Raw genomic sequence first — 12,344 nt, 5'->3', positions numbered from 1 at the left:
TATGTTTAATAGCTATTAGTGTAGATGCACAATGTATTAATAAAAATTAGAATATTTAGCCCTTACCCTTCGATAATCTAGAACGTTCTGAGTACAAATTATCTCAGCAAATGATTTAAAATTTTTTTGCTAGGCTAAAGATTACCTATTTTGCTTACGCGAGCGGGCTAAAGTATCAACACTAAGCCAAAACTGAGCGTGAACTCAGAGACTGACCTCACTCAAAAGTAATTCCATCAAGGTCTTTGCAGCTATCTTTGATGAGTCTTCAATATCACTCGGTTTGCTGTCGTCACCTAATTCATAGGTGAGTGTGGGGACTTTATATTTTTCATAAAAATAACTTTTAGAGGTTGGTTTATCTGGCGCATGGCCGGGCTTTGGTTCAAAAATAATCGGCGAGTCCGCCTGATTAATAGCTGCCATCCAGCTATCGACAAGATGAGGAAAACGGGTTTCTTGTTCAGCTGGTTGAATATAAAAAATATCACGCCATGTTGAATGGAAATCAATCACCAACCACAAGCTTTTGTCCGCCATATACTGCCTTATGTACTCATTAGTTTGGCGAGTTTCAGGCTGACTAAATGGCCCCCAATCTCTGTTTAAATCAATGCCATTAACATTGTGTCGCCAATTCCCTGCGGCCACACCGTCCGGATTGATATTAGGCACAACAAGCAGATTTATTTCTTGGCGAAATTTCTGCGCCAGTTCCGTATCTTGCATTAGAGTCTCAACAAACGTAAACATAGCTAATGCACCGGTTACCTCAGGTGGATGCTGGCGCCCAAGTAACACGATAAGGGGCTTTTTATTTTTGGCTGTTGAAGTTAAAGCCAACAAACTGCGGCCCTGCACCGTTTTACCCACTTCAGATAAACTCACGGCTGGTTGTTGCACCGTCATCTGCTCTAACCAAAGTTGATAAGCGCTATTATTTATCAAAGGTTGAGCTGCAATCCAGGTATCACCTTGCTTTACATCCAGTTGCAAGCGCACTTGCTTAGCATCCTGTGACAGTTCAACTTGCTGTTCAGACAGTCGCTGCCAAGAGACAAAATCGTCACTCACTTTAGGCCAATAACGGTGCTTACCCTTGGTATAATTAAGCACAATAGTAACTGTACTTGGACTTTTAGCATGCACTTTAAAGGCATACCAAGGGCTTGGGTTTATTGGCTCGTTTTCAGGTACCAAACTGAGTTCGAAAACATTGTTGTCCAAAACCAAACACGAATTGAATCGAGCACTTTCAAAGTTTTTACTTAAGGTGATCTGTTGGTTTGTACACCCATCAAGTACTACTTCAGCGTTTATTGGTAAACTCAGTGTATAAAGCCAAAAACCTAAAACAATACTCAATAACTTCATAACTTAGCCTTTATAAAATTGCTGAAATGTTAGCCAAGCAATTTGCTGTAAACGTTTGGCCTCGGCGCTAGGTAAATCAGCAATATAGGCTAAACCTTCTGGTGACTGCTGATAAAAGCTGGCGTAAAACATACATGCGGCCAAATACGTACCGGCCACGCTAGGATGTTTAAGTACGTCATTATATTGCTCTTGCCCAGTCTCGTTGAAGCCATCGATGTCAGGAATATACAGTTCAATTTCAGGATTGGTTTGCGCCGCTAATGCAAACGCCAATCCGACTGGCACGACCAGGGCATTCAGTTTATTGGCCTGAGCCGTATAAGCGTCAGCTAATTGTTGGGTCATATCTTTGTCATTTTTATAAGCCCAGGTCATAAAAAGTACGGGTTCAATGCCTTGTTTACGAGCCAAAATTGCTATTTCATCGGAGGAATCAACAAAAGACTGGTGGTATTTTTTAGAAATCGGTCCATCGGAATATTCTTGCAATACCATTACATCCCACTGCCTTTTTTGACTATTTTGTAACAGCGGTGGAATACCTGCGATATGTTCAAATAACTTACCACCTGAAATCGTTTTTAAACGATAACGATTGTCACCTGCTTGCCACTTACCGGCTGACTTAATAAGGTTGGATACTCGGTTTTGAATACCATTGTTGTAATAGCTAAAACTATTGCCCACAAAAAGCACACGTTTAGGTGTGCTGACTGGCTGCACTTCAGGTTTAACAGCTGCAGTTGCAACACCAACACTGAGCAAACCAACTAGCAACAAACTTAGTACTCTATTTTTCATTATATTTTCTCATTTTTAAGGTAATAACTGGCTAAATTTTTAACTTAACAACCAAGGTGCCCACCAAATTGCTACAAGGGATAACAACACCATGCCCACTAGATTGAGGACCAGACCAGCGCGGATCATCTGTGGAATGGTTAACATGCCAGAAGCAAAGACAATCGCATTGGGTGGTGTGGCAACAGGCAACATAAAGGCGCAACTTGCCGCCAAGGTGATAGGCACGGTAAGCAGCAAGGGGCTCAGATCGGCCTGAAAGGCAATGGCAGCCACCACTGGTAAAAATGTTGCTGTCGTCGCCACATTGCTGGTCATCTCAGTGAGGAAAATCACCATTGCCGTAGCGGCGATAATTAGCGCAATAACACCAAAAGCAGTTAAGGGCATTAAGCTCTCGCCCAACCATTGGGCCAAACCACTGTTTGACACGGCTGCCGCCAAACTCAAACCACCGCCAAACAAAATTAATACCCCCCAAGGCACTCGATTGGCGTCATGCCAACTTAATATCTGATATTGGTCTTTGGATTTACTTGGCAATAAAAATAAAAGTAACGCTGCGGCCATAACAATTCCTGCGTCTGACAAGCCACTAAAGCCAAATGTATCCATTAATATACCGCGGGTCATCCACGCACATACCACCAGTGAAAATATCACAGCGACACGTTTTTCAGCCGATGACATGGGACCTAATTCACTGCGTAAACGAGTTAAATGCTCTTTAACAGAATCATTCGCTTGAATATCGACTTTAAATGACAACTTGGTCAAGGTGAACCAAGCCACTGGCAACATGATGGCGCTTACCGGCACACCTATCGCCATCCAGGTAACAAAATCTAAATGAATGTCATAGTTTTCGGCTAAAAACGCGGCTAACAAGGCATTTGGTGGGGTACCTATCAAAGTGGCTAAACCGCCGATAGTTGCGCCATACGCCAAGGATAAAAGCATGGCCGCTTGAAAGTCTTTGCGTTGTTTGTCACCCAAATTATCAACATTGTCGCTGATAACCTGCACCACCGATAAACCAATGGGCAATAACATCATGGTGGTAGAGGTGTTAGTCATCCACATGGATAACAACGCGGCAACCAGCATAAAACCGCCAATGAGATGACTGCCATTGGTGCCTGTTCTGGTTAATATTAATAGGGCAATGCGTTTGTGCAGATTCCATCTTTCTACGGCAATCGCCAGAAAAAAAGCGCCCATAAACAAAAAGATTATAGGGTTAGCAAAGGGAATCGCGGTGTCTTTAAAATCACTGATCCCCAGTAATTCAAAGGTGACTAAGGGGATAAAGGCAGTGACCGGCACCGGCACAGCTTCGGTTGCCCACCATATCGCCATCCATATCCCAATTGCCGCGGTGCGCCAAGCTTCTAGTGGCATGGTATTTTGACTGTGATCGAACAGCATCATCAAAGCAAATAAGGCTGGGCCCAGAACAAGGCCTACATTTTGATAATTAGCGCGATCCTGCTCACTGCTTTGAGTTAAAGAATTAGTGGTCATGGTTACTTCTAATAATTAGGGTGTGAGAAACTGGGGGAATAGTTTCCCCCAGTTTAGTGCGGTTAGAAAGAGGCTTTTACATCTAAGTAGTAGCTTCTACCATAGTCATTATGAGCGTCAGAGAAAAACCCAAAGCTGTCGTCGGTCAACGGCGCACGCTCATCGGTTAAGTTTCTTACCCCAAACAGTAGGCGTGATTTTGTGCCCGCCAAATCAAAGCGATAAGAAACTGTCGCATTGAAAGTTGTCATCGACGGCACTACGTACAAAGTACCATCATCGAGAGTCAGGCTGCTTTGATAAAAGCTACCAATTTGAAAACCACTCAATGAGGCTGCATATTTACCTTTTTTCCAGCCCAATTTAACCGAATGACGTTCCTCTTGGTTGCCGTCCTGGCCGACTAGATCAGCAAAGCCCGCCACAGGGAAACTCATAGGAATAATACCCTCCTGTTGTGCGGCTACTAGACGCTCGGCATCACCACCGGAGGCCTGTTCAAACTTACTAAGGAAAGAGCCGTTGTAGCTAAAATCAAACTCCCCCATCCCCGTATCAATATTGTAATATAAACCAATGTCATAGCCTTCTACTGTGCGCTTATCGAGGTTGGTATAACGATCATCAATAAAGTCTATATTGCCAGCAGGACAAATACCCGCTGCCTGATAAATAGCGGCTTCACCTTCACCTGCAGTCGCTCGCGATACCGCTGGATTAAAGGGTACAGCACAATTACTTGTACCACTTTCTAAGCGCAACAATAAGTCCAATAAAGTATGATTTTCTTCGCCGAACAAACCGATGGTGTTGTCTTTTTCAATCGACCAAAAATCAACAGTAAAGGTCAACCCTTTAGTTGGGGTTAATACTAAACCGAGAGAGGTATTAGTTGACTCTTCAGGCACTAGGTCTTGGCTACCTTGGGCAATACGTTGAATACTGTTCACGCAATCAAGGGTATCTTGCCCTGCATCCCCGCCATTTTCTGCTGCATATAAACAAGTATAATCTGTGCGGGTATTATTACGTGCCACAATACTTTCGTTAATTGTCACTAGATTAGGAGCTCGGAAAGCTGTTGACCATGAACCACGGACCAAAACATTATCAAGTGGGCGCCAACCAAAGGCCAATTTACCTACGGTGGTATCGGTGGTATCAGAAAAATTCTCATAACGAACCGCGGCTTGTACATTCAAGTTTGTCAAAACTGGGATTTGCAACTCACTAAACAGTGACGATACATTGCGCGCACCGCTGCTGTCGGGTGACGGACTAGAGTTAACTACGTCCGATACATAGGGGAAAGTGCCACCGTCTAAATCAACAAATTGAATGGTTCCGTCCAGTCGATCATCACGATCATCTAGAAATGTTTCGCGGCGAAATTCTGCGCCCGCCACAAAGCCCACGGGACCTGCAGGTAAACTCATGATTTCAGGATGAGAGAATTTTAAGTCGAAGGTCGTCAATTCAGTTTCGTTGAGGCGCTCAACATCAATAAGTGCACGTTCTATATTGTTATTTACACCACCACTGAAGGGGTTATAGGCCGCAGCTGTTGTATCGTTAAGCGCTTCTTGAATAAGGTTATTAGATACGCGATTACTGGTAATATCTTCACGTTTGGCTTTGGAATAAGATACTGCCGATTCCCAGCTCCATTCACCTAATTCTCCACGTAAGCCCTGTAATAAGCGGTAAGTAGAGGCATCGTTGTTCACAATACGCGGCAGTTCAGCAAAACGATAATTATCTATATTCAAGGCCACACCTGCGCAGGGAACATTGTCACCAATGACACTATCTGGTAAACGATTAGGTGAGCCACAAGGGCCAAGTGGATTGTAGTAATTATCAGCGGCAACGCGCAATGTTGTTGCAGCAAAGGGTGCGCTGGCGTGGCGGCGCAAGTTAGTTTTTGAGTTGTAATATGACAACTCAGTAAAACCTTCCATGCCATTTTCAAACTCATGGTTGATAAACATAAACATGTTGGCGCGATCGAGTTTTGAGCTCAAGTCGCGATCAGCGTTCATGTTATAGCGATAAGTACCCTGCCCGTCAATTCCACCGCAAGTGCCATAACCGATTGAATATTGGCAGCGCTCGTCGCCTTCTGGAAAAGTCTCAAATTCGCCCGCAGAATCAGTAATCAGTCCGGGTAAACTAGTACGGGCCACACTACTTACCGCATCAAACTGACCATAAAGCGAGTTGGCGCTGTCGTTACGAAAAGTGGTGGTACCGGCAAAGGGTGAATCAGCCGGCAAACGCGACCTAAAATCTGAATCAGCCCAACGTGGATCGTCTTGTGAATTTACCCGATCACGCTGGTAGTAATTAAAGAAGGTACTAACGTTGGTGCGACCATCGTTAAAGTCTTTACCCCATTCAACGGTGACGGTTTGATCGTTACGCGGTAAGTTACTGTACTCAGACCATCGACCACTGATATTCAGCCCAACAAAATTACTTTTTAATACGTTATTTACCACACCGGCTACCGCATCAGCGCCATAAATTGCAGAGGCACCATCACGTAGTATTTCCACCCGAGACAAGCCTGCCACCGGAATGGTGTTGGAGTTAACCGTATTAACCGGTACAAAGCTGCCACCTATAGCTTCAGTTTGATAGGCAGCTTCGTTAACCATACGACGACCATTTAACAAAACTAAGGTATTACCGGTGCCCAGATTTCTGAGGTTAAACGCACCCACATCACCGCGAGCAGCATTAACTCCACCACCAATATTGGCAGCTTCGTTAAAATAGTTTTGGCCATTTTCAGGAATAAGTGCCATTAAATCATCACCCGAGTCCACACCAAGATTGGCAATAGCTTCAGCATTAAGAACCGATATAGCTAAAGCCTCTGCAACTTGTCCTCCTTTAATATGGCTACCAACTACGGTGACTTTTTCAATTTCTTTATCTTTTTCAGCGTTTTGTGCATCTTGCGCGTGCACGGCATAACTGGTCGATAGGCCAGTGAGTAACAATAAGGGATAGCTTATATTTTTGATGTGATTACTGCGTAAGGCTTGGGTGATGCGATTCAACATGGTGTTGCCCCTAGTTTTATATGTTATTTTTTTATGTGTCGATGTAAAGACGCATGAAATGCAACTTCCCCCTACAAAAAAATAACAATATTTTTACACTTTAAAATATTAAAGGCAGTAAAAGGCCGATACTGATAAAAAAGATGGCCAAATAGGAGGGGTTTTGAAACCATAAACGACTTTTTTCGCTGTTGTGGTTAGTCGGGGCAGGAAAGTGTAATATTTGGGATTGTTCAACTAGGTGGGCCTTATCTTTCAATAAAGAGGTTTTTGCCCAAATTTCAGATAACTCTTCAAATGCCCAGCGGTGCATCGGTTCGTCGTCTAACCAATGATAAAATTCGCGTTTTTCATTCTCAGTAAGGTTTTGTGAGTCAAGTTTAGCGATCCAAACAATAGCTAAATCGATAATCTCATCAGGAATGCCATGCCCAACCCATTCATCTAAAGACATTTAGCACTACGCCAGTTTTTTAGCCGATTTAATATGATGATTATAGTGTGAACGTGTCAGATAATGATGGCAATGTTGCATGCCCTTATAAATATGGTTTTCTACGGTTTTTATTGATATCGCTAAATCTTCAGCAATTTCTTTATGACTTTGATCATGTAGTTTTCGTAAGATAAAAACCTGACGGCAAATAGGTGGCAAGGTATTGATGGCCTCCAATAGTAAGATTTTATCTTCTTCTTCGGTACATGAAGTCAAAGGATCGCTACCATTTTGCACCAAGGCTATTTGCTCAAGTACTTCTTGCACAAAACGATGAGCAACTGTTTGGTTGCGCAAACGGCTTATAGCTAAATTACGTGCCAAGCGATAAACATAAGCAACTGGGTTATCTGGTATTTCAGTCTTTGCCACTACAAACAATTTCAGATAAACCTCTTGAATAATCTCTTCAGATTCTTCGGGACTTAACATGCGTGAAAGAGATGTCATTAACTTAGCACGAGTGGTTATCACAGTATGTGAATACCAATCTTTGTCTTCAATGGGGGCTTTTTCACGGCAATTATCACCATAAACAAGCTGGCCAACTGACCTTGTTAATTTATTGTAAAATTCTTTCATTCGCGGAATATGCATCTTTGCAAAAAAAAAGGCAATTTAAGTTTTAACTTTCTGCAATGCAATACCCTATTAGTTAATGAGTTCATTTTTTTCGTTTGTACTTTTAAGGCTTGCACAATGAATAATACTGGCAAATAAAGCCACGTTTCGGCGACTGAGTACTTTTTAGCATATTCATGCCTTGGCGCTTAAAATCCTTAATAAACTTTTCAAGACGCGCATCATACTGGGCCAACAGTCGCTGTTTAGTTTTTTCATCAACAAAACTATATTGCAGTGAATTTTCGCCCAATTTAATTAACTCTTGCCACGACAAGTTAAATTGTTTTACCGCAACATAATATTCGTCTGTCATGGTGGAATCCCACATACCTCTATCGTCAGTCGACAAAGCCACAGGAATACCGGTGCGCAAATACTCAGGAAAGGGATGTTGGCTATAATCATTAATATATTCGAGTAATAAATTACTGACTAAGTTAATTTCCACCATGGCTTGACCATTGCGCATTAACAGCATGGTTTGCGGATCATCAATCAAGTTTACCCCATGGCCAATGCGCGTAGCACCAAGCAATAAAGTATCGCGTACATGAAAATTAGGCTCATCTACTTCACCGGCGTGAATAGACAAATCAACGGCTGGTAAGGTGCTACGCAACTTACGTAAAGTCGATAAAAAACGTAAGGGATAACCTTTATCGTTGTCTTCTCTGCCCGCCATGTTAATGCCCACATATAAATCACGATGTTGATCAACAAAGCGATATATCCACTCTAGTTGTTGCTCTGCATCAGGCGTAAATCGCAACAAGGTATATTGTAAACGCGTGGTCACACCTGAGCTTAGTGCATCTTTTTGTGCTAAACGTTGGCGGTAAATGTCCACCACGTCAGCGGGCTCAAAAAACGAACCATCGGCGCGCAACATATTGCGAGCCCCCACTTGAGTTTCAAGATATACCAGATTTTCTTGACCAAAAGCCTGCATATTTTTAACCAGCAAGGCCGCTTGTATATAGGGGTTATTCATTAACTCATTGAGTCGTGGCCAATGTTTTTCAAAAAACTCGTCGCGCCCCTCACCCGACTTATCAAGGCGAATACTATTGAGCCACCCTTGTTTTTCAGCGGAGTTTAGTTCATTCAGTGCTTTGTACTGCGATTTTTCACATTCACCTAATTGCTCATAATGGCTGTGTTGAATATTACGAAAAGCCAAAAAATTACCGATTGAACTAAACTCAAGGGCATTGCCGTTTTGGCACATATTGGCAAATATCTGCGTGTAGTAACGATAACCACCGTTAAGCTGCTGATCAGTCGCCAGCTCAAACCACCATTCGCTGAAATTTGAACCACTTAAATGATTATGTAAATCGCCTCCTTTAGGCAGTAAATACAAAAAATCATACAACTGCTCAGGGCTGGCTTGTTGCTTAAAGGTTTCAAACCAGGCTGCGGGTATCGGCTGAGTGGCACCCACAAGACTACTGAGTGTCAACAAACTCAATAGCATTAAGCCATGTAATTTTCGTTTACTATTTTTCATTTTATTTACCTTGGCTTTAGTGATTTTAATCTATGTTTTATTTTAAATAAATTTACTGTATCTCGAGTCGCAGTGCATCCCAACCCCAATCGGACTGAGGTAAGGCAAGATGGCTGGAAAATTCTTGGTAGTCTGGCTTACCCAAGGCTTGTACTACGGTTTTAAACTGAGCTTTGGCTCGTATTGCTCGAGTTTGCAATAACTGTAAACGTTTCTCGGCGTTGTCGTCAAAATGACTGTCTATTATTCCAGCAATTTTTTCACTGGCCTGATAATAATCTATCACGTATTCAATCAGACGAAGATACACCGACAAGATACGGGTATTCGTGATCGGCAGAGCCAAGCCAAATTTGTCGACTTCTGCGATGAAGGCAAATTGTTTGTAAGCTGTGGCCGTCTCACTCAGTTGCTCAATGGCTAAACAAAATTGCTTCAGCAAGTTCAAATAGCTTCGAGGGACAAGATTATTGTGCCCATTCAATTTATTTGCATACTCAGCTAATTCAGTGCAAACCATATCTAAAGCAACTAATTGACGGTTCAGCGTTAACATTTTGAACAACAATATTGCATAGTCTTCATCGTTGGGTTGGCAACCTAAACACTCTCGTTGCGGTATTTTGCCACAATCTACTGAGACTGCGGATAAAATCGACTAGAACCAAATGGCTAAAGTATGTATTTTTTGCATAGCGCTACGTATTGGTCAGCTAAAAAATAATTAGTTCTATTAAAAAAACAAAAATATCAGCAAGCTAAAACTGGCATCAACCTCGCCAAAGCCCTGCGGATTAATAAGTGATAGTATTAGCGAATTAGTTGCAATCAAACACTTTGGCCAATACAAGGACGTTATATTTGTATAGAAGATGACACTAGACCAAAGCGTTTTTTATTAGCCCGAGCTGAAACTAAAAATGCTTTACAAAACAAGTATCCAGTCACATCACTTGTCGCTACAATCGCATTTTAGCTCAAACTGTAACTTTTATGACTACGCCTTTTTTTTATTCAACAACTTACACCCTAGATAAAAGCCATTTTAGTGAAACCTTCGATGAGTCAAATACGCAGGATAACTCGAAAAAAGCCTACCTTAAGGGTGTTTTTTTAGCAGTTTTTGGCTTAGCGGTTTTACTTTTTACCGAGATTCATGCCTATATTGCTTGGTTTATTATTGCACTTGGTGGTTTGGAAATTTTCAGTATACGTTTTAGAAAGTCATGGTGGTTAGCTAGGCAGTTGATCAGCAAAGCCGCTAATACCGAGCTAACCTTAACCATCAATCAACAGGGCGTTTACACTCGCTCCTTTTCGGTCGAAAGTGAAATACAATGGAGTGCAGTCAATAAAATTGAACAAACCAACCAAGGGTGGTTGCTGTACCATGATGGAGGGAAAAATTATTTATCCAGCCGATGTTTATCTGAAGAAGCGATAGCGTTTATCCAAACAAAAGCCTTGTTAACATCTCAATAAGATCTTTTTCCACCTAAAGTAGCGTGTTGGCGCAGCGAAAGAGCCGATTTTTATCAGTAAATCATCATCGTAAAAGTAATGTTGTTAATTCTATGATGAGATTTGTGGTACTTAGCACTCTATTAAATTTATACTATTGTTATTGGTTATTATGCAGCTCATTAAAATAAATAAAGTCCGTTATAGACGCCACTTAAATCTAATTATTGTCAGCTGTATTGCTGGTCTATTGTTAGGTAGTCTGGCTATTTCACAAACACTGATTGCTTTATTTCCCAATGAAAGTGGCAGCCATTTTTACTGGAATCTACTGGGTGTCGTTATTGCAGGTGCGACGATATTTTGGCTGCTCAATAAGTTCCGCTCTCACGACTTTATGACCGAAGTCACCTACGTATGGGATCTTAAGCAAGCTCTCAATAAAATAAATCGCAAAATGCTTAAACTCAAAGCCGCCGGACAACAAGGCGATGCCAATGCATTGTTAGCCATGCAATATAGTTATGCGGGCTCGCGTTTATTGTGGCAACTAGATGATAACACTATCGTGATGGAAGACTTAGCTATTGAACAGGCTAAACTTGATATCCTTGCCGCCCAGTATAACCTGAGCTTAGTTGCAGATGATTACGACGAGAGTATTTTAAAACAATTTTAAGTACTGTAAACAAACTAAGCGCAAGGTTATCAAAGCAATTTGCAAGAATAGCAATGGATACCCTGTCTAAGTAGACATGTGCAGATAAATAAGTTAGCAAATTCATGTGTTCTTCACCCAAATCAAATTCAGCGTCTCGTGCCAATAGAGTCACAGTTAAAGCCTTTTGCGAAGACTTAAACCAAGAACAACGAAAGCGTTTTGTACAAGTTGCCAATCGGGCTGATGATAGACGTCAAACTCGATTAGCCACCCAAGCTCGTTGGCAGCAAAAAAATGACTATCGCAATACGGCGCCCCATCACCGTAGTTTTTGGACCAGGCTAAGCGATGCACTATTTGGCAGTTCAACACCCTGCAGCTAGTTAGACACCCAATGCAGCTTAATTGGACAGCCACCATAAAAAATAGTAACGCCAGTTTAAAGAATACAAAGCCAGTTCATCCCCAACTTTTCAAGAAATGAAATGATTCGCTGTAATGCACCGTTTGCATATTAGAAGCAGCTGATTTAGCTCAAAAAATGGCAGGTAAGACTAGATTTCGCGCAGCCTTGTTGAACAAATGGGTGTTGTTACGTATTTTTTTTGTAGGACGTTATTCAGCTTAGGCGCGTTTTAATAAGGCTTTAGCCTGACTCATGCCTCGTATGCGTTGATGGTGGGTATTATTTTTATATTGTTGCAGCATCTGCTCGCTACCCACTGCCCTGCTGAAGTGCTTTTCAAACTCTGTGGTTAAGGTTAACCATTGCTCATCGTTAATCCCTAAGCGTTGCAGTATCGGGCTATGGTGGTGCTC

Annotated in this window: 11 protein-coding genes and 1 pseudogene; 3 read left to right on the top strand and 9 right to left on the bottom strand. The window is 42.0% G+C overall.

The features are described from left to right. Positions 1-204: 204 nt before the first annotated feature. From ABKW31_RS00060 to ABKW31_RS00025, 8 genes are all read right to left on the bottom strand, one after another. The gene (locus ABKW31_RS00060) at positions 205-1,374 is read right to left on the bottom strand and encodes a M14 family metallopeptidase (protein ID WP_348614061.1); all 1,170 of its coding nucleotides are present in this window, start codon (positions 1,372-1,374) and stop codon (positions 205-207) included. 3 nt (positions 1,375-1,377) lie between these two features. After that, positions 1,378-2,178: a DUF4886 domain-containing protein gene (locus ABKW31_RS00055; protein ID WP_348614060.1), complete on the bottom strand. Its 801-nt coding sequence runs from the start codon at positions 2,176-2,178 to the stop codon at positions 1,378-1,380. A 39-nt stretch (positions 2,179-2,217) separates the two neighbouring features. Further along, positions 2,218-3,702, bottom strand: coding sequence for a DASS family sodium-coupled anion symporter (locus ABKW31_RS00050; protein WP_348614059.1), 1,485 nt, complete (start codon positions 3,700-3,702; stop codon positions 2,218-2,220). Positions 3,703-3,764: 62 nt separating this feature from the next. Next, positions 3,765-6,773 (bottom strand): TonB-dependent receptor, encoded by a 3,009-nt coding sequence (locus ABKW31_RS00045; protein ID WP_348614057.1) that lies wholly within the window; start codon positions 6,771-6,773, stop codon positions 3,765-3,767. A gap of 100 nt (positions 6,774-6,873) precedes the next feature. Next, on the bottom strand, positions 6,874-7,227 hold the full coding sequence (locus tag ABKW31_RS00040; RefSeq protein ID WP_348614056.1) for a DUF4880 domain-containing protein: 354 nt from the start codon (positions 7,225-7,227) through the stop codon (positions 6,874-6,876). A gap of 6 nt (positions 7,228-7,233) precedes the next feature. Next, positions 7,234-7,851: a sigma-70 family RNA polymerase sigma factor gene (locus ABKW31_RS00035; RefSeq protein ID WP_348614055.1), complete on the bottom strand. Its 618-nt coding sequence runs from the start codon at positions 7,849-7,851 to the stop codon at positions 7,234-7,236. A gap of 103 nt (positions 7,852-7,954) precedes the next feature. Next, positions 7,955-9,403 (bottom strand): adenosine deaminase, encoded by a 1,449-nt coding sequence (locus ABKW31_RS00030; protein WP_348614054.1) that lies wholly within the window; start codon positions 9,401-9,403, stop codon positions 7,955-7,957. A gap of 52 nt (positions 9,404-9,455) precedes the next feature. Beyond that, entirely contained in the window at positions 9,456-9,959 is a 504-nt protein-coding gene (locus ABKW31_RS00025) for a hypothetical protein (RefSeq protein WP_348614052.1), read from the bottom strand. A gap of 437 nt (positions 9,960-10,396) precedes the next feature. Here ABKW31_RS00025 and ABKW31_RS00020 point away from each other — a divergent pair, with 437 nt between their 5' ends. From ABKW31_RS00020 to ABKW31_RS00010, 3 genes are all read left to right on the top strand, one after another. Continuing rightward, entirely contained in the window at positions 10,397-10,885 is a 489-nt protein-coding gene (locus ABKW31_RS00020) for a YcxB family protein (protein WP_348614051.1), read from the top strand. Positions 10,886-11,036: 151 nt separating this feature from the next. Continuing rightward, the gene (locus ABKW31_RS00015) at positions 11,037-11,543 is read left to right on the top strand and encodes a DUF3087 domain-containing protein (protein ID WP_348614050.1); all 507 of its coding nucleotides are present in this window, start codon (positions 11,037-11,039) and stop codon (positions 11,541-11,543) included. A gap of 104 nt (positions 11,544-11,647) precedes the next feature. Continuing rightward, positions 11,648-11,908 (top strand): hypothetical protein, encoded by a 261-nt coding sequence (locus tag ABKW31_RS00010; protein WP_348614048.1) that lies wholly within the window; start codon positions 11,648-11,650, stop codon positions 11,906-11,908. A 241-nt stretch (positions 11,909-12,149) separates the two neighbouring features. Here the strand turns inward: ABKW31_RS00010 and ABKW31_RS00005 are convergent. Further along, positions 12,150-12,344 (bottom strand): annotated as a pseudogene (locus ABKW31_RS00005) (transposase); the annotation flags it as partial.

The organism is Paraglaciecola sp. 25GB23A (genome assembly GCF_040012495.1).
GTDB lineage: Bacteria > Pseudomonadota > Gammaproteobacteria > Enterobacterales > Alteromonadaceae > Paraglaciecola.
This window is presented reverse-complemented; position numbering and strand designations above follow the sequence as displayed.

What these genes read in the sequence shown, in the direction of transcription:
- ABKW31_RS00050 (WP_348614059.1), bottom strand. Translation starts at nt 3,702, where the DNA reads ATGACCACTAATTCTTTAACTCAAAGCAGTGAGCAGGATCGCGCTAAT.
- ABKW31_RS00025 (WP_348614052.1), bottom strand. Translation starts at nt 9,959, where the DNA reads ATGTTAACGCTGAACCGTCAATTAGTTGCTTTAGATATGGTTTGCACT.
- ABKW31_RS00015 (WP_348614050.1), top strand. Translation starts at nt 11,037, where the DNA reads ATGCAGCTCATTAAAATAAATAAAGTCCGTTATAGACGCCACTTAAAT.
- ABKW31_RS00060 (WP_348614061.1), bottom strand. Translation starts at nt 1,374, where the DNA reads ATGAAGTTATTGAGTATTGTTTTAGGTTTTTGGCTTTATACACTGAGT.
- ABKW31_RS00045 (WP_348614057.1), bottom strand. Translation starts at nt 6,773, where the DNA reads ATGTTGAATCGCATCACCCAAGCCTTACGCAGTAATCACATCAAAAAT.
- ABKW31_RS00020 (WP_348614051.1), top strand. Translation starts at nt 10,397, where the DNA reads ATGACTACGCCTTTTTTTTATTCAACAACTTACACCCTAGATAAAAGC.
- ABKW31_RS00040 (WP_348614056.1), bottom strand. Translation starts at nt 7,227, where the DNA reads ATGTCTTTAGATGAATGGGTTGGGCATGGCATTCCTGATGAGATTATC.
- ABKW31_RS00010 (WP_348614048.1), top strand. Translation starts at nt 11,648, where the DNA reads ATGTGTTCTTCACCCAAATCAAATTCAGCGTCTCGTGCCAATAGAGTC.
- ABKW31_RS00055 (WP_348614060.1), bottom strand. Translation starts at nt 2,178, where the DNA reads ATGAAAAATAGAGTACTAAGTTTGTTGCTAGTTGGTTTGCTCAGTGTT.
- ABKW31_RS00030 (WP_348614054.1), bottom strand. Translation starts at nt 9,403, where the DNA reads ATGAAAAATAGTAAACGAAAATTACATGGCTTAATGCTATTGAGTTTG.
- ABKW31_RS00035 (WP_348614055.1), bottom strand. Translation starts at nt 7,851, where the DNA reads ATGAAAGAATTTTACAATAAATTAACAAGGTCAGTTGGCCAGCTTGTT.